This window comes from Bacillus sp. FSL R10-2780 (genome assembly GCF_038006125.1).
Classification (GTDB): Bacteria; Bacillota; Bacilli; order Bacillales; family Bacillaceae_G; genus Bacillus_A; species Bacillus_A cereus_U.
In genome coordinates this window covers 439384-464921 of record NZ_JBBOUQ010000001.1, presented here as the reverse complement: position 1 = coordinate 464921, position 25538 = coordinate 439384, and the positions used below count along the sequence as shown (strand labels likewise).

The window sequence follows — 25538 nt, the reverse complement described above, 5'->3', positions numbered from 1 at the left end:
CTGCCCCCGAATAAAGCCTCACCTTTCATTCATACGAGTTATCTTCGTCTCTAACAACTACAAACATTCATTTCCACAAAAGGCAGAAGTAATTTTCACCCTTTATATTCTTGCTCTTTAACACTAAAACTATATCATTTTTTTGTATATAAAAAAAAGAAAAGCAGTTTCCCGCTTTTCTTTACTTCGTCTTAATAAACGATAAAATTTCACTACGTGCTGCTGCATCATTTTCTAACACGCCGCGCACCGCAGTCGTTATTGTTTTCGCACCAGGTTTTTTCACACCACGCATCGTCATACACATATGCTCTGCTTCTACTACTACCATTACACCATGCGGCTCTAGTACTTCCATAATAGAGTTAGCTACTGTTGATGTAATTCGTTCCTGTAGTTGCGGACGACGCGCAATTGTGTCTACAGTACGGGCTAATTTACTTAGCCCTGTTACTTTTCCACCTTGCGGAATATATGCAACGTGAGCAACTCCATAAAACGGAACAAGATGATGCTCACACATCGAATAGAATGGTATATCTTTTACTAATACAAGCTCTTCGTGGTCTTCTCCGAATACTTTGTGTAAATGCTCTTTCGGATCCTCATGCATCCCTGAGAATACTTCTGCGTACATTTTCGCAACACGTTTCGGTGTATCAAGTACTCCCTCGCGATTTGGGTCATCTCCGATTGCCTCTAAAATAAGACGTACTGCATGTTCAATTTGTTCTAAATTAACTTTTGCCATCCGCTAGCCCTCCCGAAAAACCTAAAAGTGATACGAACACATTCTAGCATATTTATGTTTTTAAAAGCAAAAAGAAGAGTTTCCAAAAAGGAAACTCTTCTTCCCTGTTAATATGTAAGGATTATTTAACCGCATCTTTTAACGCTTTACCAGGTTTGAATGCAGGTACTTTACTTGCAGCGATTTCAATCTCCTCACCTGTTTGTGGGTTACGACCTTTACGAGCCGCACGCTCACGAACTTCGAAGTTACCGAATCCGATTAGTTGTACTTTATCACCTTGTTTTAAAGCTTCTAAGATAGAATCAAAAACAGCGTCCACTGCTTTTGTTGCGTCCTTTTTAGAAAGGGAACTTGCTTCTGCAACAGCATTGATTAAATCTGTCTTGTTCATGCCATTCACCTCCTCCCAAAGATAAGACTGTATAATGATCATAAAATGAGTCTTACTTTCATTTGTAGGCAATTTTTGCAAATTCTATACTACAAAGATGTAGATAAATCATTATCAACGCCTATATTATACGATTCTCCTTTATAATTCAATATTTTTAAGGAAATTGTTACTCTTAAAATGTGAATTTCTGATGAAACTTGACAATTTACAACAAAATATTAGATAATGACTGTTTATTTTTCTATTACGAACTCAAAAAGAAAAAAATCCCTCTGCAATTAGAGGGATTTTTTTCTTATAATATAATCGCAATTAATCCGCCAGATCCTTCATTAATAATTCTTTCTAGCGTTTCTTTTAACTTATAACGAGCGTTTTCTGGCATTAGTGATAACTTCGCTTGAATTCCTTCTCTAACAATAGAGCTAAGAGAGCGCCCAAATATATCAGAATTCCAAATTGATAGCGGGTCATCTTCAAAATCTTGCATCAAGTAACGAACTAGTTCTTCACTTTGTTTTTCAGTACCGATAATCGGTTCAAATGTTGATTCTACATCCACTTTAATCATATGAATAGACGGCGCAACCGCTTTTAATTTAACACCGAACCTTGAACCATGACGAATAATTTCCGGTTCATCTAAGCTCATATCAGCTAATGCAGGCGCTGCTACTCCATATCCGGTTTGTTTTACCATCCGCAGGGCATCCGCCACTTGGTCATACTCTGTTTTCGCATGAGATAAATCGAGCATAAGCTTCAATAAATGATCTTTCCCTCGAATCTCTACTCCTACTACTTCTTTTAAAATTTGATCATACAATTCATCTGGCGCATATAAATCAATCTCTGCCACACCTTGCCCCATATCAATGCCAGCTAGACTTGCTCGATCAATAAATTCATATTGACTAAACTGCCAAACGACACGGTCCACATCACGAAGACGTTTTATATCCTTTACAGTCTCTTGAACCGCTTCCTGATAACTTTGGCGTAACCAATGTCCTTCATTTAGCACCATTACCCAGCTCGGAAGGTTTACATTCACTTCTAAAACCGGGAACTCGAATAACGCTTCTCGAAGTACGTTATACACATCTGTTTCTCTTAAACTCTCTACACTCATCGCAATTACTGGGATATCATATTCTTCTGATAAACTTTGACGTAACTGCTCCGTATCTGGATGATATGGCTGTACAGTATTGATAATCATAATGAAAGGCTTTCCTACTTCTTTTAACTCATTTACAACGCGTTCTTCTGCCTCTATATAATCTCTTCTTGGAATTTCACCAATTGTTCCATCTGTTGTAATAACGACACCTATTGTTGAATGCTCTTGAATTACTTTACGTGTTCCGATTTCTGCAGCTTCATGGAATGGAATAGGCTCTTCATACCAAGGAGTATTAATCATGCGCGGACCATTCTCATCTTCATAGCCTTTTGCTCCTGGAACCGTATATCCAACACAATCTACTAATCGAATATTCACTTCAAGACCTTCATCTACTTCGATAGAAACCGCTTGGTTTGGAACAAACTTCGGTTCCGTCGTCATTATTGTACGACCAGCAGCACTTTGAGGCAGTTCATCCTGCGCTCTTTGACGGTCTGACTCATTTTCAATATTGGGAATAACAACAAGTTCCATAAACTTTTTAATAAATGTTGATTTCCCTGTTCGAACAGCTCCTACAACTCCAAAATAAATATCACCGCCTGTGCGTTCCGCAATATCTTTAAAAATATCTACCTTTTCCAAGTGATTCCCTCCCTCAATATTTTTGGGAATAATTCCACGTTTATAGTCAACTAATACCTTCTCTAACGTTGCCTATAATATCTGATATAATATAATGGTATTCTAGAAGTTCGGACAATATATCATATAATTTTGTCCAATTTCATATGACTATTTAAAAATACCTTTTGTTTGCATCGCAAGTTGTATAACATAAAAAACCTTTCTTCTAGAACTTATTCACTAAAAGAAAGGTTCATGACTTATGATTTTAAAAAAATTGGTTCTCCATTTTTTACTGTGTACGGCAAAGAATATGCAGGAACAAACGGGGAATCCTTCGATAGTATACTCCGGATATCTTCGCCTTCTTTAAATTGCCCTTCATTTTTTTTCAACACTTCATATAAGTCGATTCTATAATCAACAAACAATTCTCCTTTTTCATTGATTACAAGAGGGAGACTTTTTCCTGAGTACGGACTTGTCACTTGTGGTACATCTTTATATCCTAGTTTTTTGAAGTCTAATTCATAAACACCATCTGTAATCACTTTTTTAAAAGGTGGATATTGATGTTCATCCCGATACATCCTTAGCTTCAATGCCACTTCTTGAATTTGTTCCGCCATTCTCACATCAATTAACTTTACTGTCGGATTTTTTTCAACATCTATTAATACATATTGATATACTCCACCACTTTCATACGCATTCCCTGGCGCCTCTTGTATGTACCTTGGAGCAATTTTTTGAAAATCAATTGGATACTTCTGATAAATCGGCGTACTCATATCACGCGTCTTAATTGGTAATAAACCATCCGTTTGCTCCTTATATGTATTAATGGCTTTTTGTACAACTTGCAACTGGTCTTCATAAGGAATAGCACTTTGTTTCATATTTTCTCTTGGATACATACACCCTGTTAAAATGCTCATGCAACAAAATATTAAAATAATATGGATTTTTTTCACTGACAATCACCTTTTCATGCTAGTATGGACTGTTCCTTTTGTAACATTTACCGACTACACATCCTTTATTGCTCAATAGGGCCACTAAATACAACAAGGAAAATAACAATTCCCGATACAATCATGAGGGTGTACGCTACTAAAGCTGTAATCCCTTTCAAAAATTTATTCTTCATTTTATGCCTACTTAATAAAATAAAACTTACTGCAAGAAACATAAATCCAATTGCCCCTAAAGCAAACCACATTTTCATAAGCCCTTCCGACATATATACACCCCTTTACTTTCAATCTGTTTTTATACTATTTTAACAAATTAAAATCTTTAAACAAATAAAAATCATCATTTTTTCGTTAATTGATGATTTTTATTTAAAATAATAAAACCGAAGCACGAAATGATGCGCTTCGGTTGACCAAATATGCCCTTAACAGCTCTATTCCCATTCTTTCATAACTATCATATGCATTCTCTAAACTCTTTGTTTCTCATAATTTATTTTTTAAACATTTTACTTAACGAACCAAAATCCGCCGGCATATTATTGTTAATAATCGCTTTTACAATTTGATCCTCTTGCTCTTTCGGCACTTCACGTCCTGCCATTAAAGCAACTTGATGAATCAATTGGCGAAGCACTTTCTCATCACGTAAGTTCGCATTTTGAACAGATGATGCTAATTTAAAAATATCTTCTTTATTCACTTTCGCTTCCTTTTCAATGTTACTAAAAATGTTGTTATCCATTTTTTTCACCCTCTCCTCAAGTTACTCTTCATCCTATGCATAAATGAAAAATTGGTGAAAAGACCCAGAAAACAAAAAAGCGGTAGAAGCACAAAATGTACTCCTACCGCTTTTTTTATAACAAATCAGGTATCGCTTCAACTTCATGTTTTCGAACACGTCCCATCAATGAGCCTACTGTATCTTTTACATTTTTCCCATTGAATAACACGTCATATAAAGCGGCTGTAATTGGCATCTCAACTTCCATTTTCTCTGCCAATTCATGAGCAGCTTTCGTTGTTCTTACACCTTCAACAACCATGCCCATGCTTTCTAATACTTCTTCTAAAGAATGTCCTTTTCCAAGCATATTTCCCGCACGCCAATTTCGACTATGCACACTTGTACAAGTTACAATTAAGTCCCCCATACCAGTTAGACCGGCAAATGTCAGTGGATTTCCGCCCATCTTTCTTCCTAAACGAGCAATTTCCGTTAAACCACGTGTCATTAATGCCGCTTTCGCATTATCTCCTAATCCAAGTCCATCCGTTATCCCCGCAGCTAGTGCAACAATATTTTTTAACGCACCACCAAGTTCCACTCCAACGATATCTGGGTTTGTATATACACGGAAATAGCTATTCATAAACAGATCCTGTACGTCCTCAGCCGCTTCCATACGTTTAGCTGCAGACGTAACAGTTGTCGCTTGACGTAAACCTACTTCTTCAGCGTGACTCGGTCCAGACAGTACAACAACATCTTTGATCAAGTTTTCTGGAATTTCTTCCTCAATCATTTCAGAAATACGTTTTGACGTACCTGGTTCTATTCCTTTACTTGCATGAATCCAAGTAATTGGCTCTGTAACAATTTCTTTCATCTCTTGCAATACGTCTCTGTACGCTTTCGTCGGTACTACTAGCAGTACTGTATTTACATCTACTAATGCTTCTTCTAAAGAAGAGTAGGCTACGATTGTGCTTGGCAATGTAATCCCTGGAAGATATCTACTGTTCTCACGCTTCGTATTAATTTCATTCATGAGTTCAGGACGGTTTCCCCAAATACGTACATCATGCCCATTGTCAGCTAATACCATCGCTAACGCTGTTCCCCAGCTACCTGCTCCTATTACTGTGATTTTTGTCATAAAATCACATCCTCTCCATTAGTCTCTTGCTCTAGCGATAATGTGAATCGGCGTTCCTACAAAACCGAATGCTTCACGTAAACGATTCTTTAAGAAGCGCTCATATGAAAAGTGCATTAATTCTGTATCGTTTACAAATATAACAAATGTTGGTGGTTTTACCGCAACCTGTGTCGCATAGAAGATTTTCAGACGGCTACCATTATGTGTCGGCGTTGGATTCATCGCTACCGCATCCATAATTACATCATTTAATACATTCGTTTGTACACGAATGCTATGGCTTTCATTTACCTCATTAATAACCGGTAATAACGTTTGTGTACGCTTTTTCGTTTTCGCAGATAAGAATACAATCGGTGCATACTCTAAAAATTGGAAATGAGCACGGATGTTTTCTTCAAATGCTTTCATTGTTTTTTCATCTTTTTTCACTGCATCCCATTTGTTTACAACGATAATAACAGCTCGTCCTGAATCATGAGCATATCCAGCGATTTTTTTATCTTGCTCAATAATTCCTTCTTCTCCGTCTAAAACGACTAAAACAACGTCAGAACGTTCAATCGCTCTAAGTGCACGAAGTACACTATACTTTTCTGTACTTTCGTATACTTTCCCTTTTTTACGCATACCAGCTGTATCGATGATTACATAATCTTGATCATCTTTACTATATGGTGTATCGACAGCATCACGTGTCGTTCCCGCTATATTACTTACAATTACACGTTCTTGACCAAGAAGTGCATTTACAAGTGATGATTTCCCTACGTTTGGACGTCCAATTAAAGAGAAACGGATTGTTTCATCGTCATACGCTTCTTCTTCAATCTTTGGAAAATGATTTGCAGCTTCATCTAACAAATCACCAAGTCCTAAACCGTGTGTACCTGAAATCGGGAATGGCTCGCCAAATCCTAATGCATAAAAATCATAAATATCACTACGCATGTCTGGATTATCAACCTTATTTACCGCAAGTACAATTGGTTTTTTAGAACGGTATAAAATTTTAGCAACTTCTTCATCTGCTGCAGTTACACCATCGCGACCATTCGTCATAAAAATGATAACATCTGCTTCATCAATCGCTACTTCCGCCTGTTGACGAATTTGTGTCAAGAACGGCTCGTCTCCAATATCAATTCCACCTGTATCAATAATGTTAAACTCATGATTTAACCATTCTCCCGCACTATAAATACGGTCTCGCGTTATACCTGGTATATCTTCTACGATTGAAACTCTTTCTCCAACAATTCTATTGAAAATAGTAGATTTTCCTACGTTCGGGCGGCCTACTATTGCTATTACTGGTTTCGGCATATACTTTCATCCTTTCAACTTGCTTCTGTTTATTATGTAAAAAACCCTTCTTTGTGCAAGAAGGGATTTGCATTCCAGAATATTTCTCAACGTATCAAAACACCTCACATTATACCACACGTTACTAATGTTTCACAATAATATATACATTATCTTGTAAGCGATGTGCAATCCCATCTAAAATAGCCTCTAAATTATTTGCAACAAATTCCAGTTCCTCTGTCGACTCGCAAATAAATAAAGGGGCACCACCTGCAAATTTCTCTGGCGTTGTTGTAATGACTGCGAGAATAACACTTTCTAACATCATCTCTTATCTCCCCTTCCTTTCGGAGCTTCTGATGACATATGAACAGCACTCTCTAATGTTGGTACATTTCCGATTACCCCTATCGCTTTTTCTGCATCTTGATCTTGCGGCAGAACAAAAATCCCAACTCTCCCATCCTCTAAATCACGCTTCGCTAACGGTACAAGTGCCGGCGTTCCAGAATCTCTATATATTCCTAAAGCAACCGAAACATCATGTAAAATAGCTTGACGTTGTCCTAAGTTTGAGATTGTAACCATCGCATCTATCGATTTCGGTTTTAAAATAAATCCCATTCCATACTTCATAATTTCTTCTTGCCTTGCTGGCAATCCAATATTCATAATGTAAATATTATCAATATAAAGTCCCGCTCCTTCAAAACGAAGTGGAACGTGTTCTATTTCTACAAGGTCATGAAGTCTTTTACCTGACATTAATTTTTTCGCAATGAAAAAACTTACTGTACCAGTAATTACCCCAGCAATCCATGAATGGAATCCTATATACGCAAACGTTGTTACAAACGACGTTAACATCGCCAAATAGTTACGACTTTCAAATACTAATGCAATTCCTTCAATGTATGTATTACCACGTGGTACGAGCTCATATCCATCTAATTGTTGAAGCGTATTTCTTTCCATATTGCGCACATCACGAAATTGCGTCGCTGCTAACGTAAGAAATGTAATTGCAGAGAAATCTTTTTTCAAAACAGACGGAATCGCAATTGCTCCTAAGGCAGCCGCAATTAATCCCATCGCGATATGAATAATTTTTCCGTGGAGCCTCGTCGGATATTGCCTCGTATCGGTACGAAGCATTAACACCCTAGTTATTGTACCTGCAATTACGCCACATAAAATAGCTGGTGTATATTCAGTCATGCATTACCCTCGCCTTTCTTTTACGTGTTTTCCTCTTAAATTGTTCCATATATACTGATGCTTTCGTAATCCAAAGTAAAATCGCCATAAATAAAGTGGAAACAGCAGCAACATCTAAAAAAGCTAAACTGCCATATTCATAAGGAAAATGTAATTTACGAAAAATAAGCGTCACCAACAATTCACCTTGTAACATCCCTATATATAAGGAGCATAATCGTAATATGCGATCCCCGTGCAATAAAACCGATGCATACACAAGTGCACCACTTAACAGCAACAACCTATCAACCACAATCCAAATTGGATCATATACTTCTAACAAATGAAAGCTTGTATATAACATTGCAATAATAAGTGCCGAAAGTAAGGTATATAATTTTTTCCAAATAGAATATAACGTGATGCCTACAAAAGAAATAATACAAAGCAAAAGGGCATTTACCGATATCGTGAAAGACGCAATCGTCACATTTAACGGAGAACAAATAATAAAAATTAATATACAAGCACTTATCTTCCAACGAATAGATTCTTTTTTCATAAAAAAGGTCACGACAATCCACCCTATCCAAGCAACAAAATAAAAAGTACTCCCATCCATCACTTCACCTCCTATGTTTTCCATTATGGGAACTTTTTATGAAAGTTAATCCCCCTTTTCTTTGTGCATAGTTTTTCTCATAACAGCAAAACTTTTAATAAGGAGGTGTAACTCACAATGGGTAAAGATCGCCAAGAACGAAAACTAAGAGAATCACGCCGCGTTGAATCTGATCGCGACCAATCACTTCAATATCCCGGTGCAACAAGTCTTGATACACCGGAGCAAGCTCGAAAACAGAATCAGCATTAAATAAAGTGAAACTTCAGCGGGGATATCCATCCACACTGATTATTAGCCCACAGCAATCGGGCTTTTACGGGCAATACAAAAAGACGGTTTCGATAATGTACGAAACCGTCTTTTTACACAATTATTTTATTTCTACTCGTCATATAATTCTTTTGTTTTCGCATTATAAACCCTATCACTTGATGAGGCATCAATCGTAACTATACCTGTTGGTTTTTTAGAATATGTAATAACATAATACGTATGAAGAGAAGGATTTTTACTCTTTACCTCAACACGTACATAATCCGTCTCTCCTATTTCATTTAACTTTCGCTCAACCTCTTTTTTCACGCCTACAATATCTTCTTTTTCCTCTTTAATTTCCCTACTCACAATGGTATTTCCTTGATCAGAAAGTAATACTACTTCAGCATTACTTAAACCCACTTCATTTGGTATATTAAAATAGCAATTCACATACGAATCTTCCGATGGATTTTTGTCTTCTCCTAATTCCCTTGGCAAAATTAGTGCTTCTATTCCACTTCCTGCATTCACCATTGGATTCCTATACAATTTATTCCCGACTGCGATTGCAATATTCGCCGTTTTAATTGTTGATTGTACTGTTGTTGAACTAGAACCCCCTTCTCTTACATTTGAAGTTAATGAAATTTCAATCTTTTTATTATATGCAGAAATCGCTGTATCTTCTCTTATATTTCGTGCATGGATATTAACATCTTCACTATTATATGTAATGCGTCCTATCGTATTTTTACTATTTGAAGATACATTTTCTCCTTTTTTATTAACATCCTCATCCCCTAAATTACCGTAAATTTTTTCTTGTTTATTTTGATTCTTAAATAACAATCTCTTATCTTGTTTTATCGCTAACCAACTATATAGAGAGGCATACTTTCTTACTTTTGCCATATTTCTCTCCACAAACATGGAAAAAGTAAGAATCCTCCAATAATTCAGCAGCACATTTTCTACATTTCTTCATTTTTATAACCCCTTTTTCAATCATAGCTTTTTCGTACAATATTCCTATATACCTTTATTATAATATGAATTCTCTCTTTTTTCCATTTATAGAATTATATAGATTCCTAACTTCCCGCCCGGACCATTGATTTTTTATAGACTGTGTCTTAACCTCTTTTTCCGTTCTGTGTCAACATGAAAAAAATAGCCCTTCACCTGACCCAAAAGGGTCAGGTGAAGGGCTATTTTCTTAGTTTCTATCATTTATTATTGTTTTCATTTAATAAAATTCAAAAGATATCAGAGTGTTGGAAACCCTAAAGGGTTTCTCAACACTCTGAAAAAAATCAACCGGACGGTTGATTTTTTATCGCCTACTATAATGTGCAGTGTCAATCCCTCGCTGCGCTAACCAATGATATGTTTCGCCTTTTACAACAAGAGGTACAGATTGCAACTCTTCTATCGTCTTCACGCCAAGAGCTGTCATAATAAATTTTAAATCTGTATGTAAAAGATCGATTTCATCCACTAACTTCTCAACACCATCTTGCATTAAAATACGTAAAAAGTATCCAGCAAACGCAGTTGTATTCGCCCCTAATGCGATTGCCTTCGCCACGTCAATTGCTGTTTGTATACCCCCAGATGCAATAAAAGAGAGGTTATTATTTATAGAGGTTGCTTCAATAATCGAGGTAGCTGTTTGTATGCCCCAGTTATTAAAATAAGAAAGCATTCGCTGTCTTCTTTCATTTTCAACAGCAGCAAAATTCGTACCACCTTGTCCGCCAATATCAATTGCTGTTATACCTATACTCGCTAACTGTTGTACTGTTTCCTTACTCATTCCAAATCCCACTTCTTTTACAATGACAGGAACTTTACTGTTTAAAACAATTTGTTCAATTCGCCGAAGTACACCAGTAAAATCACGGTCTCCTTCTGGCATCGTTAACTCTTGTATGACATTTAAATGAATTTGCAGTGCATTCGCTTCAATCATATCAACGGCACGCTCTGCCTGTTCGACAGTTGCCTCACTCCCCAAATTAGCAAAGAAAATACCATTTGGGTTTACCTTTCTGACGATCTTATAAGAAGCCGCCTCGCTTTCATTTTTTAAAGCTGCCATTTGCGATCCTACAGCCATAGCAAGGTTATGATGTTTCGCTACATATGCTAATTGCTCATTAATATGTAATGTTTGCTCTCCTCCACCACCAGTCATCGCATTGATAAAAATCGGCGAACTTAGTGAAAGTTCGCCGATTTTTGTTTCACATGTTACAGTATCATAACTTGAATTTGGCAAGCTTTGATGCACAAAATCAATATCATGAAAGCCATGCGTACGAGACTGACCAGTAGAAAGAGCATATTCAATATGATCTAATTTACGTTTTGCCCTTACCACTTGTACCCCTCTTTATTTCTTTAATTTTTTCAGTTGTTCACCAATAATGTCACTTAACTGGAAAGTAGCAGAATCAGCATTTGGCTCATATTGGCTATAATCTTCTGTTACATTATTTTCTTCAAGCGTTTCTTTTATGCTTAAAGAAATACGTTTTTCTGCTACATGGACTTCAAGTACTTTCACTTTTACTTCTTGTCCCATTTCCAATACTTCATTTGGATTTTTCACGTGACGATTTGCAATTTGAGATACATGCACAAGCCCTTCAACACCAGGTAAAATTTCAACAAATGCACCGAATGTAACAAGGCGTTTTACTACGCCCTCACGAATATCTCCAGCCTTTATTTCGCCAGCAACATTTTCCCAAGGTCCCGGCTGAGCTGCTTTAATTGATAAAGAAATACGTTGCGTATCAGCATCAACAGATAACACTTTTACCTTTACCTTTTGACCTTGCTCTAATACCTCAGAAGGTTGCTCTACACGTTCGTGTGAAATTTGTGAAATGTGTACTAAACCGTCCACACCACCAACGTTAACGAAAGCACCAAAATCCGTTAATCGTTGTACTGTTCCTTCAACAATATCCCCTTCTTTTAACGAAGAGATTGCTTCTTTTTTCTTAGAATCTAGTTCTAGTTCTACTACCGCTTTATGTGAAAGAATAACACGATTTTTTTCACGGTCTAATTCAACAATTTTCACCGCTAATGTTTTTCCTTTATAGTCAGCAAAATCTTCTACATAATGTACCTCTACAAGTGAAGCTGGGATAAAACCACGAACACCAAGGTCCACAACTAACCCACCATTCACGATATCTTTTACAGTAACATCAAATACATGACCAGAATTAAATTTCTCTTGTAATTCTACCCACGCTTTTTCTGCGTCAACAGCTCTCTTAGATAAAACAAGATCATCTTCTTCTAATTTAATAATTTTCAATTCAAGTGTTTGATCTAATTCTACAACATCGCTTGCTTTTTCAATATGAACGTTAGCTAACTCACTAATCGGAATTACGCCATCTGTTTTGTATCCAACATTTACAAGCACTTGTTTCTCTTCAACTTTCGTTACAGAACCTGTAACAACGTCACCAACTTGTAATTCTTTTGAATTCATAACTTCTTCATTCATTTTCTCTACCATGGAAATACCTCCCTACAGAATTGACAAAGCATTTTTATGTATATACGAAATGAAAAAAAATGTTTTCATTTGCATGTTTAAGAATTTATCATCACATATTCTGGTTCAATACAGTTCACAAGAAACTATATTAAACCTATATAAATAGTATACAGCAAAATCATCTTGAAGAAAGTATGATTTGAAATATAATAGCGAATATATTCTGACAGTTTTTCCCCTCTGTAACTAACTTCTTACAAATTAGCCCATTTGTCAAGAAAAGAGACTTATAATTCACTTATCCTTTACATTTCAAAAAAAAAAAAAAAAAAGAAAGAGGATAGTCCTCTTTCTTTATTTCGCAAATACTCCTGAAACAATACCCATAATTTTTTGGACAACTTCTTCAATTGATAAAGAAGTTGTATCTAATTCCAATGCATCATCAGCTTTTTTCAAAGGAGAAACTTCGCGTTCTGAATCTAATTTATCACGCCTAGCAATGTCTTCTTTTAACTGCTCTAAATTAGAATCGAAACCTTTATTCATATTTTCTAAATATCTTCTTTCCGCTCTTTCTTCTACAGAAGCAAGCATAAAGATTTTCACTTCAGCATCTGGTAGTACATGTGTACCAATATCACGGCCATCCATTACTACGCCGCCTTTTTCAGCTAATTCTTGTTGACGACGTACCATTTCTTCACGAACAAGGCGATGCTTTGCTACAATAGATACGCGATTCGTCACATCTGGCGTACGAATCACTTCGGAAACATCTTGTCCATTTAAAAATACAAGTTGTGTATTTTCCCCTTGCTGAAATTCAATATTTACATTTTTTACAACTTCCATTAACTTTTCTTCATTTTCAATATCCACTTTTTGTTCAAGGGCTGCATATGTAATAGCACGGTACATTGCGCCTGTATCAATGTAAACATATGAAAGTTTTTTCGCAACAACTTTTGCAACTGTACTTTTCCCAGCAGCCGCTGGACCATCTATAGCAATCGAAATTCGTTTATCCATTGTAACACCTCATTTTTCACTTATAAAAACAAAACGAAAAGCAGGTATTCTCCCCCTGCTTCTTCTCATTTGCCTCACGTCATTAAATCCTCAATTATTGTAGCATAATCCATCATAGAAGAAAATGAAAACTACTTATTCACCTGTAAGATTTCCGCCTTATTTTGCGTGACGACACCTTCGTAATAAACAATTTTCGATAAATATTTCACTGAAGATTTATGTATAAAAAGCAGTTGGACGAAAGAAAGACAAATAAATTGAATCAGTAATATACGAATTATAATTTTCTCCACTTTTTTCAAAAAACTCACTCCTTCCCTCTCTACACTTACACATCTCCTCTCATAAATTCCCATAAACAAAACCTAACCTAATAACCACTTACCGCAGCACACTTAAAGTAATTTATTTTATTGTCATTTTCTAACCATACTTTTATACATTTTCATTGTCGAATTTACTCAAAACATGTTATGTTCTAAATGTATTTTTCAACTTGAAAGGGGTATAAGCATTGAAAAGAATCCTAGTTTTACACACAGGTGGAACAATTGCAATGGAGGAAGATAAAGAAACTGGGGTCGTACAACCAGGTGAAAAGAATCCTCTTTTAAAATTTATTCCTGATTTAGAAGGCGATGTTGATTTAATTGTCGAAGATGTGTTCCATCTTCCATCTCCTCACATGACTCCTAGCGAAATGCTACAATTACAAGTCATCATTGACGAAAGAGTAAAACAAGACGATATTCACGGCGTAGTCATTACGCATGGTACCGATACATTAGAAGAGACAGCTTATTTTCTTGATTTAACAGTTCAAGCAACGATCCCAATCGTTGTGACAGGAGCAATGCGTTCTAGTAATGAATTAGGTGCTGATGGTCTATATAATTTCTTATCAGCTGTAAAAGTTGCTAGTAGTAATGAAGCTGCTGAAAAAGGCGTTCTAGTCGTATTAAACGACGAAATACATTGTGCTACAAATGTAACAAAAACGCACACAAGTAATGTCGCGACATTCCAAAGTCCACAGTACGGACCAATTGGCATGGTAACAAAACGTGGTGTTGTTTTCCATCATGCTTTAGTGCATCACGAAACATGCACAGTACGACAGATTTCTAAAAACGTTGTCGTTCTAAAAGCATACGCAGGTATGGATGATACATTATTATCAGCAATCGAAACACTACCAGTAGACGGAATTGTTATCGAAGCACTTGGACAAGGTAATTTACCTCCAAGAACACTTCCAAGTCTAGAACGATTAATAGGCAAAGGAATTCCTGTCGTATTAGTGTCTCGCTGTTTCAACGGTATCGTTCAAGATGTATATTCGTATGAAGGTGGCGGCAAGCAATTAAAAGATATGGGCGTTATATTCACATACGGTTTAAATGCTCAAAAGGCGCGTATTAAATTATTAGTCGCATTAGAGAATACAAATTCTCATGAAGCAATCCAAAATATGTATATGCACGATTAAAAAAGAAGCTGTCGAATTTCGACAGCTTCTTTTTATTCTTCTCTTGATGCAATGGTTTGCGCAATCGCATCTCCATGGAATCTACCGTTCTCGATAAATATTTCATTTGCGTTATTCCCAGCAGCAATTACACCTGCAATGAAAATATTTTCAGCGTTTGTTTCCATTCTATCCTCTGTATAAATCGGACGCCCTGTTTCTTCATCAATCCGAACACCCATCTTCGTTAAGAAGCTATGATCAGGATGGTAACCAGTCATCGCAAATACAAAATCATTTTTGATTGTAAATGATTCACCATCAACCGTATATGTTAATGTATGTTCAGTAATTTCTTTCACATGAGCCCCGAAATGCATTTGAACTGTCCCATTTCGTACTAACGCCTCAAATTCCGGCAAAATCCACGGCTTAATACTTGGCGAGTATTCCCCGCCACGGTATAGAACTGTTACACGTGCACCCGATTTAACAAGCTCTAACGCCGCATCTATACTTGAATTTTTACCACCTATTACAACGACATCTCGATCAAAATAAGGATGTCCTTCTTTGAAATAATGAGCTACTTTCTCAAGTTTCTCACCAGGTACATTCATATAATTCGGATTATCATAATATCCAGTTGCGACAACAATGTATTTCGCCACATATATTTCTTTGTTTCCATCACGCTTCGTCGTTTCAACTTTAAAAACATCACCATCTTTTTGAACTTGTTCCACTCGTTCAAATGCGTTTACACGTATAGATTTACGCTTTACTACTTCACGATAATACGCGAGCGCTTGATTACGAAATGGCTTACGATTTTCTGTAATAAAAGCAACTTCACCAATTTCTAATTTTTCACTAGAGGAGAAAAATGTTTGATGAGTTGGATAATTATAAATCGCATTTACAATGTTCCCTTTTTCGATCACTAACGGATTTAACCCCACTTTTTGCAACGAAATCGCCGCTGCTAATCCGCATGGACCGCCTCCGATAATAATAACTGTTTCTTTTTGCATACTCGGTTCACTCCTAGTCTTCTACCTCTGCTTTATTTATATAAACAAGAAAAAACCTACTTACAGCAGTAGGCACCTATCTTTATTGTATTCATTTTTCATATATTTGTCATCTAAACGAAACATACATCCGATAGACATCTGCTAAAAACTGCTGAAATTTAATTCCTTGTTGCCCTAATACATTTTCAGGATCGATTTTCCGAGTAGGATCCAACGTTTTGTGTGACACAATAGCCTTTTTAGGATTTAAACCGAAATTTTGACATAAATAAGCGTGATACCACGTAAAACGAGTATACGCCTCCCAAAAGTTTACGTCGCCACCATAGCAAAGTTCAACCCCAATTGCAGCCTTATTCGCATCATAACCGAATAAATCATTATCCGTTGGCACATTGTATCGAACATGGTACGCAACTTCATTTATAGGGACAATTTCTAATATTGTTTTATCATCAATAAATGTATGCGCTGAAGCTTTCGGTTGTATTTCATTAAAGTAATCCCGATTTCCTATCGCATTGCTACCAGGGTTCCCCGTGTCATGACTTACAATAAATCTTACTTTTGAAAGAGGAATTCCTGGTCGTGAATTTCCATACCCAATATAATTACGCTCAATAGGGAACATCGCCATTACTACCAACTCCCGCTCTAAAAAATTACCTTACTTCCTTATATATGTATTCGGTGGCAATGTCCTTATGGCATTATTTCTTATGCGAAGAGAAAATCGAAAATATTTGATGTGAATACCATAAATAATACAATACTTACAGCCACTCCGTAAAAACCGTAAAACCAAACACAATCTTCTTTCGTATCTAAACCGTAAAACTTATTTACTGATTGTAATAATGATCCACGCTTACTATGATTATTTCGTAAAACTTCCACTCGTTCCACAACATCTGCTGGCATCATAAATCTTTGGTCTACTGTCATTTTCATCATTTATCTCTCCTTAAAATCGTTTCCGTTTTGCTTATCTAAGGAAAGTATAGCACGTTTGTTCGTGTAGAACAAGCGTTCTTTTTGTTTTTATTTTATTTTTCACCAAGCTACGTAATAATTCCAATTACTACTGCGATAATCAGCCCTCCAACAACCAGATGCAATAAACCCTCTCCAAACATTCTAAAAATACTTGTTTTCTGAGTATTTTCAATCCTTACTATTTTACTTTCTAGTTGGTTTACCCTTTCTTCTAATCAATCTACTCGATTCATCATTTCATTATTCATATCCAACACCTCTAACTAGTAACTTCAACAAAAAACGCGATTCCCTCAAAAGGAAATCACGTTTTCTCAAAACATTATATATTATACCCAACCTCTGAAGCGACTAGCCTCAGCCATTTTACGAACACCAATCATGTATGCAGCTAAGCGCATGTTTACTTTACGAACTTGTGATGTTTCATAGATTGAATCGAATGATTTTACCATTACTTTTTCTAAACGTTGTTCTACTTCTTCCTCAGTCCAGTAGTAACCTTGGTTATTTTGTACCCACTCAAAGTAAGATACCGTAACGCCACCAGCACTTGCTAATACGTCTGGAACAAGTAAGATACCACGATCTGTTAAGATTTTTGTTGCTTCTAATGTAGTTGGACCATTCGCAGCTTCAACTACAATTTTCGCTTTAATCTTATCAGCATTTTCTTCTGTAATTTGGTTCTCAATTGCAGCTGGAACTAAAATATCGCAATCAAGTTCTAACAATTCTGTGTTTGAAATTGTATTATTAAATAGTTTTGTTACAGTACCGAAGCTATCGCGACGATCTAGTAAGTAGTCAATATCTAATCCATTCGGATCATGTAGTGCACCGTACGCATCTGAAATTGCAATTACTTTCGCGCCTGCATCATGCATAAATTTAGCTAAGAAGCTACCCGCATTCCCAAATCCTTGAACAACAACGCGTGCACCTTTAATATCAATGTCACGTTTTTTCGCAGCTTCACGAATACAAATTGTTACACCTTTTGCAGTCGCTGTTTCACGTCCGTGTGATCCACCTAATACAAGTGGTTTACCTGTAATAAATCCTGGTGAATTAAATTCATCGATACGGCTATACTCATCCATCATCCATGCCATAATTTGTGAGTTTGTAAATACATCTGGAGCTGGAATATCTTTTGTCGGACCAACAATTTGGCTAATTGCTCGTACATAACCACGGCTTAATCTTTCTAATTCACGGAAAGACATCTCACGTGGGTCACAAATGATTCCACCTTTACCTCCACCATATGGTAAATCAACAATACCACATTTTAAACTCATCCAAATAGAAAGTGCTTTCACTTCATTTTCTGTTACGTTTGGATGGAAGCGAATTCCACCTTTCGTTGGACCAACAGCATCATTATGTTGCGCACGATATCCTGTAAATATTTTAACAGTCCCGTCATCCATACGAACTGGAATTTTCACTGTCATCATACGAATTGGTTCTTTCAATAATTCATATACTTCGTTTGGATAACCCAATTTTTCTAATGCTTCATTAATTACAATTTGTGTTGAATTTAACAATTCAAAATGTTGTTCCCCTTGTTGTTGTGTTTTCGTTTGAGTTCCCTTTTCGGCTACCATAGTAAGTAAACCCCCTGTAATTTCACTTGTTTAGTAAACCTTCATTGCCTAGTATACACCGTTAAATTTGGAATGCAATAGAAAACGCTAACAAATATATACAAACTATTTTGCGTTGCAAGCGTTTTCACTATTATTATAGTCCTTTTATTGCTTTTAGAAAAGTAAAATACTTAAATATTTAAATATTTTTTGTTTTCATCAAAATACGTTCGATAAAAACAATTATTTCATCAAAAAATACTGGTTATATTTTTAAATATAGATCGGTTAGTCTTGTTTCCTACACTTCGCTTTATAGATTTTAGATTTTCCAATCTTCAGCTGAATAAAAATAAAACCTCAAGCTACGTTACATTAGCTGAGGTTTTGTTTTTTTACAAAGTAATTGTATATTTGTTCAATTGCTTGAGAATCCATTAATTCTTTACCATATTCCATTATGCGGTAAATTGTTGCTGTTGACGGATTACCGTATTCCGCTAAAATAGCTATAAAATCCGCCTTCAATAATTGAAATTGCTCTTCTTCTTCTATCCAAAGATAAAAACGATCATCCCACGTATACAACTTCCCATCAGTTACACCAAGGTTATATAAGCGATTTGACAAATTGATTACATCATCTAATGTAGCAAACTCGTAAAGTATATGTTCACTTTCATCAAGAGTCACTTGCATTTCAATAAACTCGTCACGGAACTCATCGTCTGTATCTACTTCGTGATTTTCTTTTGTTACAATTACAACCATACCTTGAGCTTGTAGAGAAAATACTTCAACAGCAATCGGTCCATCCGCTTCAAACCCTAATTCTTTATTCGCTTCTTGCATCATATCACGGAATAGTTGCTGTACTTTCGGTGCATTTCTCCACAAATCTTCTTTCGTTAATCCTCGTTCAGATAAATCATCAAATGTTAGGAAAATTTTAATCTTATTATAATTTAAACGTTCCAGTCTCATCTCATACCCTCCCTACGTAACCATTGCATCTAATTTTTATTATATGAAATAGAAAATAGATGGTTCTTTTCGAACGACTATTCTGACATTTTTAACCATCCATCCCATTCTTCTTTCGTGTTACCAATTAGGATATTTTGAAGATTTAATTGATCTCCAATGCCTTTTCTTCCTATAAAACCACCAGAGAGGTTTTCATTTTTTTCTTGCAATAAGTCAATAAATTCTACTGCCTCTTCAAGTTCTCGTTCATCATCAAAAGATATAAACAAATATTTAGGTTGTAATTGTTCAATAGCTAGTAAAATACCTTCTTCATCTAAACTTGTCCCCATATACATTGCTTGATATCCTTTTAGTCGTAAATACGTCGCGAAAATAAATCCTTTTAATATATTATTTTCTAAAACGAAAACTTTGTTAACGGAAGAATACACTGACGCATTATGATATATCATTCCTAGACGTGTTTGTAAGAATGATACAACATATTTGAATTGTGACATTGTAATCTCATTATTATTTTTTAAAGATAACAACTTGTTTGCCACTTGAAGGATGATGCTTGTAACAACCTTTTCCGTTGAATATATACTAAAAACCTCGTTTAATAATGCAGAAGTTGTAATTTCATCAAATTTTAACAAAGCTTGTAGTATATCGTCCACTAAAACAACTTCTGTATCTGTAATTTTTTCTTTTTGAACGTTGTTCTGCAACCGATTCCCTTCTAATAACTGAACTGCTTGTCCAATCATCATCCCCTCAGAAACTTTATTCATTAACCATTTCAAAATATGAATATGCTCTTCTGTATATAAACGATGCCCCGCACGATTTCTCTTTGGGGCAATAATATGATAGCGTCTTTCCCATGCACGAAGTGTACTCGGTTGAATTCCGAGTATATTCGAAACAGCTTTTATATTATATGTCCCATTTAAAGTCGGCATTATTTTCCTCCGCATAACGTAATGATATGTGTTTGGGAAGGTGCCCGAAAACGAAGAGGGAATAATGTTGTTCCATACCCATTACTAACAAAGAGAGTCGTATTAGAATGCTTATATACACCACCCTTTAAATGCTTTTCAGATGGAAACAACCGAATCTGCCCTCCATGTGTATGTCCACTTAATACGAGCGAAATTTGTTCTTTACCAGACATTTTCTTTATTATATCTGGGTTGTGACTAATTAAAATGCGAAAACCTTCTTCTTTACAATCAGACAACGCTAAATCTAAACGATCTCGTTCTAATCCAACATCATCGATACCGAGTAAGCAAATTTTCTCTCCTAATTCAGACTCAAATACAACTCTTGTATTATCTAATACCTTCACATTATTTTCTATTAATAAAGCATCCAATTCGTGATATTCAATTTCATAATCATTATTTCCCCATACAAAATATACAGGGGCTATTTCTCTTAACTTTTGAATATTTAAAGAGATTTGCGATAAAGGTACTCCTTTTTCAGCTAAATCACCGCCAATAATTACGATATCTGCTTTTCCTTTCACTCGTTCAATTAGCGAGCTAGAAATGGTCCTTCTATGAATATCCGAAATAAAAAAAACTTTAACTTTTTGAAAACTTTCCGGAAATTCTTCGAATACTAAAGTATGTTCCAACACTGTATTACGCATTGCTTCTTTATACATTCCAAGAAGACATACAAAACCAATGCATATGAGAGTACATAATAATATAATCCATGACATATATTTTTTACTTTCCCTCCTCGTAAAGTATAGTCCTTAATTTTATGTGCAGCTATATCACTCATTTAGCTAGCTCTCATACTTCGTGGACTTATCTTTTATAGGAATTTTCAATTCTTGTCCTACTTTCACTTCATCTTCTTGTAAATCATTATACTTTTTTATTATTTCTATCCCATTTTCATCTGAGAAATATTGCTTCGCTATACTTTCTAAAGTTTCTCCATCTTTCACAACATGAGTTGCTACTTTCTCAGACTGCTTCTTTGATTCAGTCTGAGCTGAATCAAAGAAAATCACTTCAAACGCACTTTTCTCAGCATTATTACTATCACTTTTTACCTGTATATACTTATCCGTATACCATAGGATACTAATAGGTAACAATATGAACAAAAATGTTAACACTCGGACGAAAATGTGATTCATTTTAAACTTTGGTTTGTTCTCTTTATTTCTATGAATTTCACTACGCGGCGGTAAAACTTCATCTTCTTCCACTTGCTCAACTTCTAACTCCTCTTCAAAATCAGGAATTCGTTTTCTCATGTTGTTCACCACCACCTTCCATTTATTTTCTTAATTGGAGCCCCATTATAAAATCAACAAGAAAGTGTGCAAAGATTGTTATAAACAAATTTCCTGTCCACTCGAATACATAACCAAAAACAAAACTAATAAAGCAGACGAAACAAAACAAAAAAGGCTTCGTTATATACCGAATATGTAACACAGCAAAAATTAAACTCGCTATTACAATTCCGAAATGAGTCTGCACTACACCTCTAAATAAAAACTCTTCCGCAAAGCCAATAATAAACGTGATAACGAGTAAATGCATGACAGAAATCCCTTGAAACATTCTATCGTTAATGCCACCATCATCAAACCAAGATTCTGGAAACACTCGCATTGCAACATAATCTAATAACACAATACAGATCGCTAACAAGCTACCTATTACAAGTATAGAAACCGGTTCCCATTTCCATAAACTATAAACTTCTCTTTTATCTTGAAATAATATATATGCTAGTAAACAACCGATACCAATAATGATTAGTTGTGTTATGTAGAGATTCAGTCTTATTTCTCTCGGACTCATATCTTCAACATTATGCCTTTGAATGTTCATCATTCCTCCATCTTCCCTAGGCCGAAAAGCTTTTGTAACTCTGTTTCCCAATTATAGTCGAAAACTAACTGTTGCGCTCGTCTTTTTTTATAATCCGTTTTTGTAATACCACAGTAATCACAACAGTTTTCTATCTCTTTTTCTTTTCTATAACCGAATTGTTGTAATAAATATTCACGTCTACATCCTTGAACTTGTATCCATGACTTCATATTTTCTAGCTCACTATATTTATTACGCAGTCTCACTTCCACTTCCGCTATTAATCTGTGCATTATTTCATCTGACAAGCTCTCTAGCATGAGATTTCGCTGTTGTATGATTCCAAGATGTTCGAGATGATAACGTGTAAAACGCCAATACTGTTCATTAAATCTTGCTGCATTATAACAAATTTCTTCTACATCTTCTAATGGTAATACTTTCGTTTGAAACATTCTTTCTTGGAGTAACGAAAATAAAAATTGTATTTGCGATTTACTTGGTAATTCATCTTCAATGATTGAAATTGGCAAATCGTGATCCAATGGACTACATAATAAAATGGCTATACTCAATTCTCCATCTCTTCCCCCTCTTCCAATTTCTTGTAAATAGGAAGCTACATTTGTCGGATATTGAAAATGAATAATATATCTTGTATTCGCCTTATTTACCCCCATCCCAAAAGCACTTGTACATATTACAATTTGCAACTGGTCATTCATAAACTGTTGTTGAATTAACATACGCTCTTCATGTTCCATACCACCATGATAAAAAGCTACACCTGTAATTCCTTTTCCTCTTAAATACTCGGTTAAACGCTCTGTCCAGGCCCTACTTGAACAATAAACAATACCAGGCCCTTGCAAATACATTACATGCTCAAAAAGCGCCTCTTTTTTTTCTTCTATTGTTTCCACAAATTGCACTTCCATCGCAATATTGGGACGATCAATTGAGTACACATGCTCAGCGATATTTTTTAGATTTAAACTTTCCGCTATATCTCGCAGTACATCCTTTGTCGCAGTTGCTGTTAATGCTAGTACTGTCGGAGATCCGATACTCTCAATTACTTTATCTAATTTTTTATAATCTGGCCGAAAATCATAGCCCCATTGTGAAATACAATGCGCTTCATCTACGACAAATAATGAAATATGAATTTTTTTCAATTCTCTTATTAGAAGTTCCGACTGCAACATCTCTGGCGATACGAAAACAAATTTATAAAAAGATAGCTTTTTCATTGCTTCTCTTTTTTCACTTAACGTCCGAAAACTATTCAATGCAATAACTCGATTTTTCACGACATACTTTAATTGCGTAACTTGGTCTTCCATTAAAGATAATAATGGTGATACAACAAGCACCGTACCCTCTTGCAGAAGCCCCGGAAGTTGATAACACATTGACTTTCCCCTTCCAGTCGGAAGCATTGCTACAACATCTTTCCCTTCCAATAAGTCCGTAATAACTCCTTTTTGCCCCGGACGAAATTCAGAATATCCAAACCACTTATATAAATATTCCTCAAGCTTCATTTATACCCTCCATCCGCGCCAATACAAGACGGACTTCAAAATAAGAGATTTCCTCTCCAACCGCTTGCTTCAACACACGCAATTTACGTGTTTGTAATGCTTCAATTACTTTTGTTACTTTTTCTATTTTTTCTTTTTCCATAAACATCTCAATAGAAAATTCTTTTTCTCGTAAAGCAATTTCTACAAAATGGTCTTCTATCGTGGCAACCTTCAAATTCCGAATTGTTGCTATTTCTTCTAAAGAGCGTCCTTGTTTCCAAAGATTATATGTTTTTTTCGTTGATAAGCTAAATAAATCAGCTTTCTCATTTGGATAAGATATAATTTCAGCTAATAATGGAAACTCATTTTCTTTATTGCGAACTTCTTGAATAAGGAAATGAATTGTACCCCAAAATAAAAAATAAACTCGAAATATATCTTGTTTCGTAATTTCCGCTAATTGTTGTAAAGTACACCCAATACGTTCATACCCAGTTAACCGATATGTTACGATTGTCGCCTCTACTGGATTATTTTTTTGTAAAAGAGTATGCATTTCCTTCCATAATCTTTTAGCCAATTCACTTCTCATATATGGTATTCCAGTGAGGAAGCGTTTCACCCACATCATTATTTCTGTATCCTGTTGAATTGGAATAAATTTCGTATTCGCCTGTTGTAAATTCGAAATGGTTTGAACGATCAATGATAATCTCCTCCAAAACGTTTCACCTATTTCACCATAGTGTAAACCATTTAAATACGTCGGAAAGGCAAAGTCACTTTCCCATTTGTTTAATTGCATGTTACCAGCAGTCGTTAACACATATGTATTATCATGTATACCTTGAACTAAATCCGTTCGTAACAACCTTGCAACTTCTTGATCATAATCAGCTCTATTTAATGACTTATAAATCCCAAACAAAAAAGAAATTTGAAACATATTCCCATCTTGTAATGTTTGCGACGATCTCTTTCCTTTTAATAAATAATAAATCGAAGAAACGGTTCTTTCACCATTCAATTGTTTTAAACAATACAATAAAGTATATTGTAGCTGCATTACCGCTTCCACCTCTCTGTCTAACTTCATTCCTTTTTCAATACGATTGCACATTAACTGCTATTCATTGAACTTATCATATTCACACTACATGCTTGTATATATTCTATTGTATCAAACGAAATAACATTTAAGTATTTTGAAAATCTTATGAAATAATTCAAAAATAAGTTGACACCCTAATTGATAAGCATTATCATTATAATTTTATGTTGAAAAGTTTTAAAAACCGTTTTACAATAAGGTTATAATTTTTTGGCGAACTTTTCACATACATATTACCAGGAGGGAA

Annotated in this window: 29 protein-coding genes; 2 read left to right on the top strand and 27 right to left on the bottom strand. The window is 35.4% G+C overall.

Annotated elements, in window-relative coordinates:
* Positions 1–181 precede the first annotated feature (181 nt).
* From folE to NSQ47_RS02425, 11 genes are all read right to left on the bottom strand, one after another.
* The gene (gene folE, locus NSQ47_RS02475) at positions 182–751 is read right to left on the bottom strand and encodes a GTP cyclohydrolase I FolE (protein WP_001151479.1); all 570 of its coding nucleotides are present in this window, start codon (positions 749–751) and stop codon (positions 182–184) included.
* 121 nt (positions 752–872) lie between these two features.
* A complete protein-coding gene (locus NSQ47_RS02470) occupies positions 873–1145 on the bottom strand; it encodes an HU family DNA-binding protein (protein ID WP_001043860.1) in 273 nt (90 codons plus the stop codon).
* 298 nt (positions 1146–1443) lie between these two features.
* On the bottom strand, positions 1444–2922 hold the full coding sequence (gene spoIVA / locus NSQ47_RS02465; protein WP_000416521.1) for a stage IV sporulation protein A: 1479 nt from the start codon (positions 2920–2922) through the stop codon (positions 1444–1446).
* Positions 2923–3164: 242 nt separating this feature from the next.
* Positions 3165–3878: a hypothetical protein gene (locus tag NSQ47_RS02460; protein WP_341036006.1), complete on the bottom strand. Its 714-nt coding sequence runs from the start codon at positions 3876–3878 to the stop codon at positions 3165–3167.
* Between the two features lie 65 nt (positions 3879–3943).
* Positions 3944–4147, bottom strand: a complete 204-nt coding sequence (locus NSQ47_RS02455; RefSeq protein WP_002011815.1) for a DUF2768 domain-containing protein — start codon at positions 4145–4147, stop codon at positions 3944–3946.
* Between the two features lie 227 nt (positions 4148–4374).
* Positions 4375–4626: a stage VI sporulation protein F gene (locus tag NSQ47_RS02450; RefSeq protein WP_002158593.1), complete on the bottom strand. Its 252-nt coding sequence runs from the start codon at positions 4624–4626 to the stop codon at positions 4375–4377.
* Between the two features lie 115 nt (positions 4627–4741).
* Positions 4742–5764 carry an NAD(P)H-dependent glycerol-3-phosphate dehydrogenase gene (locus NSQ47_RS02445; protein WP_215581145.1) on the bottom strand — a complete coding sequence of 341 codons (1023 nt, stop codon included), beginning with the start codon at positions 5762–5764 and terminating at the stop codon, positions 4742–4744.
* A gap of 18 nt (positions 5765–5782) precedes the next feature.
* Positions 5783–7093, bottom strand: coding sequence for a ribosome biogenesis GTPase Der (gene der, locus NSQ47_RS02440; RefSeq protein ID WP_002011811.1), 1311 nt, complete (start codon positions 7091–7093; stop codon positions 5783–5785).
* 124 nt (positions 7094–7217) lie between these two features.
* Positions 7218–7403, bottom strand: coding sequence for a capping complex subunit for YIEGIA (locus tag NSQ47_RS02435; RefSeq protein WP_002086624.1), 186 nt, complete (start codon positions 7401–7403; stop codon positions 7218–7220).
* Positions 7400–8293: a YIEGIA family protein gene (locus NSQ47_RS02430; protein WP_002158596.1), complete on the bottom strand. Its 894-nt coding sequence runs from the start codon at positions 8291–8293 to the stop codon at positions 7400–7402. Before NSQ47_RS02430 ends, NSQ47_RS02435 begins: the two co-directional genes overlap by 4 nt.
* The gene (locus tag NSQ47_RS02425; RefSeq protein ID WP_002158597.1) at positions 8286–8897 is read right to left on the bottom strand and encodes a YphA family membrane protein; all 612 of its coding nucleotides are present in this window, start codon (positions 8895–8897) and stop codon (positions 8286–8288) included. The genes NSQ47_RS02430 and NSQ47_RS02425 overlap by 8 nt, the downstream gene beginning before the upstream one ends.
* A gap of 117 nt (positions 8898–9014) precedes the next feature.
* Here NSQ47_RS02425 and NSQ47_RS02420 point away from each other — a divergent pair, with 117 nt between their 5' ends.
* Positions 9015–9149, top strand: coding sequence for a YpzI family protein (locus tag NSQ47_RS02420; protein WP_000513901.1), 135 nt, complete (start codon positions 9015–9017; stop codon positions 9147–9149).
* A 132-nt stretch (positions 9150–9281) separates the two neighbouring features.
* On the opposite strand, the gene NSQ47_RS02415 is transcribed toward NSQ47_RS02420, so the two are convergent.
* The 5 genes from NSQ47_RS02415 to NSQ47_RS02395 all read right to left on the bottom strand — a co-directional run bounded on the left by NSQ47_RS02415 (position 9282) and on the right by NSQ47_RS02395 (position 14021).
* On the bottom strand, positions 9282–10070 hold the full coding sequence (locus NSQ47_RS02415) for a hypothetical protein (protein ID WP_341036002.1): 789 nt from the start codon (positions 10068–10070) through the stop codon (positions 9282–9284).
* Positions 10071–10491: 421 nt separating this feature from the next.
* The gene (fni, locus tag NSQ47_RS02410) at positions 10492–11541 is read right to left on the bottom strand and encodes a type 2 isopentenyl-diphosphate Delta-isomerase (protein ID WP_088078177.1); all 1050 of its coding nucleotides are present in this window, start codon (positions 11539–11541) and stop codon (positions 10492–10494) included.
* 12 nt (positions 11542–11553) lie between these two features.
* A complete protein-coding gene (gene rpsA, locus NSQ47_RS02405; RefSeq protein WP_002201144.1) occupies positions 11554–12702 on the bottom strand; it encodes a 30S ribosomal protein S1 in 1149 nt (382 codons plus the stop codon).
* Between the two features lie 336 nt (positions 12703–13038).
* On the bottom strand, positions 13039–13716 hold the full coding sequence (cmk, locus tag NSQ47_RS02400) for a (d)CMP kinase (protein WP_002158601.1): 678 nt from the start codon (positions 13714–13716) through the stop codon (positions 13039–13041).
* Between the two features lie 131 nt (positions 13717–13847).
* Positions 13848–14021 (bottom strand): DUF5359 family protein, encoded by a 174-nt coding sequence (locus tag NSQ47_RS02395; protein WP_171902551.1) that lies wholly within the window; start codon positions 14019–14021, stop codon positions 13848–13850.
* 212 nt (positions 14022–14233) lie between these two features.
* On the opposite strand from NSQ47_RS02395, the gene ansA reads away from it, so the two are divergent.
* Complete coding sequence (gene ansA, locus NSQ47_RS02390; RefSeq protein WP_078182170.1) at positions 14234–15208, top strand: asparaginase; 975 nt, start codon at positions 14234–14236, stop codon at positions 15206–15208.
* A 32-nt stretch (positions 15209–15240) separates the two neighbouring features.
* Here ansA and NSQ47_RS02385 read toward each other — a convergent pair whose 3' ends face one another.
* The 11 genes from NSQ47_RS02385 to NSQ47_RS02335 form a co-directional block, all read right to left on the bottom strand.
* Entirely contained in the window at positions 15241–16221 is a 981-nt protein-coding gene (locus tag NSQ47_RS02385) for a YpdA family putative bacillithiol disulfide reductase (RefSeq protein ID WP_002158604.1), read from the bottom strand.
* 109 nt (positions 16222–16330) lie between these two features.
* Entirely contained in the window at positions 16331–16861 is a 531-nt protein-coding gene (locus NSQ47_RS02380; protein WP_002149378.1) for a peptidoglycan recognition protein family protein, read from the bottom strand.
* Positions 16862–16941: 80 nt separating this feature from the next.
* A complete protein-coding gene (locus tag NSQ47_RS02375; RefSeq protein ID WP_341035997.1) occupies positions 16942–17178 on the bottom strand; it encodes a DUF3961 domain-containing protein in 237 nt (78 codons plus the stop codon).
* A 371-nt stretch (positions 17179–17549) separates the two neighbouring features.
* The gene (gene gudB / locus NSQ47_RS02370; RefSeq protein ID WP_000225168.1) at positions 17550–18836 is read right to left on the bottom strand and encodes an NAD-specific glutamate dehydrogenase; all 1287 of its coding nucleotides are present in this window, start codon (positions 18834–18836) and stop codon (positions 17550–17552) included.
* A 357-nt stretch (positions 18837–19193) separates the two neighbouring features.
* On the bottom strand, positions 19194–19802 hold the full coding sequence (locus NSQ47_RS02365) for a genetic competence negative regulator (protein ID WP_341035995.1): 609 nt from the start codon (positions 19800–19802) through the stop codon (positions 19194–19196).
* A gap of 77 nt (positions 19803–19879) precedes the next feature.
* The gene (locus NSQ47_RS02360; RefSeq protein WP_002158606.1) at positions 19880–20755 is read right to left on the bottom strand and encodes a MerR family transcriptional regulator; all 876 of its coding nucleotides are present in this window, start codon (positions 20753–20755) and stop codon (positions 19880–19882) included.
* Entirely contained in the window at positions 20755–21531 is a 777-nt protein-coding gene (locus NSQ47_RS02355; protein WP_002158607.1) for a metallophosphoesterase, read from the bottom strand. Before NSQ47_RS02355 ends, NSQ47_RS02360 begins: the two co-directional genes overlap by 1 nt.
* Positions 21532–21600: 69 nt before the next feature.
* Complete coding sequence (locus NSQ47_RS02350; protein ID WP_002158608.1) at positions 21601–22080, bottom strand: LysM peptidoglycan-binding domain-containing protein; 480 nt, start codon at positions 22078–22080, stop codon at positions 21601–21603.
* Between the two features lie 22 nt (positions 22081–22102).
* Entirely contained in the window at positions 22103–22666 is a 564-nt protein-coding gene (locus tag NSQ47_RS02345) for a CPBP family intramembrane glutamic endopeptidase (protein WP_002149398.1), read from the bottom strand.
* Positions 22666–24195, bottom strand: coding sequence for a RecQ family ATP-dependent DNA helicase (locus tag NSQ47_RS02340; RefSeq protein ID WP_002158609.1), 1530 nt, complete (start codon positions 24193–24195; stop codon positions 22666–22668). Before NSQ47_RS02340 ends, NSQ47_RS02345 begins: the two co-directional genes overlap by 1 nt.
* Positions 24185–25246 carry a helix-turn-helix domain-containing protein gene (locus tag NSQ47_RS02335; protein WP_078174420.1) on the bottom strand — a complete coding sequence of 354 codons (1062 nt, stop codon included), beginning with the start codon at positions 25244–25246 and terminating at the stop codon, positions 24185–24187. Before NSQ47_RS02335 ends, NSQ47_RS02340 begins: the two co-directional genes overlap by 11 nt.
* Positions 25247–25538 lie beyond the last annotated feature (292 nt).

What these genes read in the sequence shown, in the direction of transcription:
- folE (WP_001151479.1), bottom strand. Translation starts at nt 751, where the DNA reads ATGGCAAAAGTTAATTTAGAACAAATTGAACATGCAGTACGTCTTATT.
- NSQ47_RS02470 (WP_001043860.1), bottom strand. Translation starts at nt 1,145, where the DNA reads ATGAACAAGACAGATTTAATCAATGCTGTTGCAGAAGCAAGTTCCCTT.
- NSQ47_RS02455 (WP_002011815.1), bottom strand. Translation starts at nt 4,147, where the DNA reads ATGTCGGAAGGGCTTATGAAAATGTGGTTTGCTTTAGGGGCAATTGGA.
- NSQ47_RS02450 (WP_002158593.1), bottom strand. Translation starts at nt 4,626, where the DNA reads ATGGATAACAACATTTTTAGTAACATTGAAAAGGAAGCGAAAGTGAAT.
- NSQ47_RS02445 (WP_215581145.1), bottom strand. Translation starts at nt 5,764, where the DNA reads ATGACAAAAATCACAGTAATAGGAGCAGGTAGCTGGGGAACAGCGTTA.
- der (WP_002011811.1), bottom strand. Translation starts at nt 7,093, where the DNA reads ATGCCGAAACCAGTAATAGCAATAGTAGGCCGCCCGAACGTAGGAAAA.
- NSQ47_RS02435 (WP_002086624.1), bottom strand. Translation starts at nt 7,403, where the DNA reads ATGATGTTAGAAAGTGTTATTCTCGCAGTCATTACAACAACGCCAGAG.
- NSQ47_RS02430 (WP_002158596.1), bottom strand. Translation starts at nt 8,293, where the DNA reads ATGACTGAATATACACCAGCTATTTTATGTGGCGTAATTGCAGGTACA.
- NSQ47_RS02425 (WP_002158597.1), bottom strand. Translation starts at nt 8,897, where the DNA reads ATGGATGGGAGTACTTTTTATTTTGTTGCTTGGATAGGGTGGATTGTC.
- NSQ47_RS02420 (WP_000513901.1), top strand. Translation starts at nt 9,015, where the DNA reads ATGGGTAAAGATCGCCAAGAACGAAAACTAAGAGAATCACGCCGCGTT.
- NSQ47_RS02415 (WP_341036002.1), bottom strand. Translation starts at nt 10,070, where the DNA reads ATGGCAAAAGTAAGAAAGTATGCCTCTCTATATAGTTGGTTAGCGATA.
- rpsA (WP_002201144.1), bottom strand. Translation starts at nt 12,702, where the DNA reads ATGGTAGAGAAAATGAATGAAGAAGTTATGAATTCAAAAGAATTACAA.
- cmk (WP_002158601.1), bottom strand. Translation starts at nt 13,716, where the DNA reads ATGGATAAACGAATTTCGATTGCTATAGATGGTCCAGCGGCTGCTGGG.
- NSQ47_RS02385 (WP_002158604.1), bottom strand. Translation starts at nt 16,221, where the DNA reads ATGCAAAAAGAAACAGTTATTATTATCGGAGGCGGTCCATGCGGATTA.
- NSQ47_RS02380 (WP_002149378.1), bottom strand. Translation starts at nt 16,861, where the DNA reads ATGGCGATGTTCCCTATTGAGCGTAATTATATTGGGTATGGAAATTCA.
- NSQ47_RS02375 (WP_341035997.1), bottom strand. Translation starts at nt 17,178, where the DNA reads ATGATGAAAATGACAGTAGACCAAAGATTTATGATGCCAGCAGATGTT.
- gudB (WP_000225168.1), bottom strand. Translation starts at nt 18,836, where the DNA reads ATGGTAGCCGAAAAGGGAACTCAAACGAAAACACAACAACAAGGGGAA.
- NSQ47_RS02365 (WP_341035995.1), bottom strand. Translation starts at nt 19,802, where the DNA reads ATGAGACTGGAACGTTTAAATTATAATAAGATTAAAATTTTCCTAACA.
- NSQ47_RS02360 (WP_002158606.1), bottom strand. Translation starts at nt 20,755, where the DNA reads ATGCCGACTTTAAATGGGACATATAATATAAAAGCTGTTTCGAATATA.
- NSQ47_RS02355 (WP_002158607.1), bottom strand. Translation starts at nt 21,531, where the DNA reads ATGTCATGGATTATATTATTATGTACTCTCATATGCATTGGTTTTGTA.
- NSQ47_RS02350 (WP_002158608.1), bottom strand. Translation starts at nt 22,080, where the DNA reads ATGAGAAAACGAATTCCTGATTTTGAAGAGGAGTTAGAAGTTGAGCAA.
- NSQ47_RS02345 (WP_002149398.1), bottom strand. Translation starts at nt 22,666, where the DNA reads ATGAACATTCAAAGGCATAATGTTGAAGATATGAGTCCGAGAGAAATA.
- NSQ47_RS02340 (WP_002158609.1), bottom strand. Translation starts at nt 24,195, where the DNA reads ATGAAGCTTGAGGAATATTTATATAAGTGGTTTGGATATTCTGAATTT.
- NSQ47_RS02335 (WP_078174420.1), bottom strand. Translation starts at nt 25,246, where the DNA reads ATGCAGCTACAATATACTTTATTGTATTGTTTAAAACAATTGAATGGT.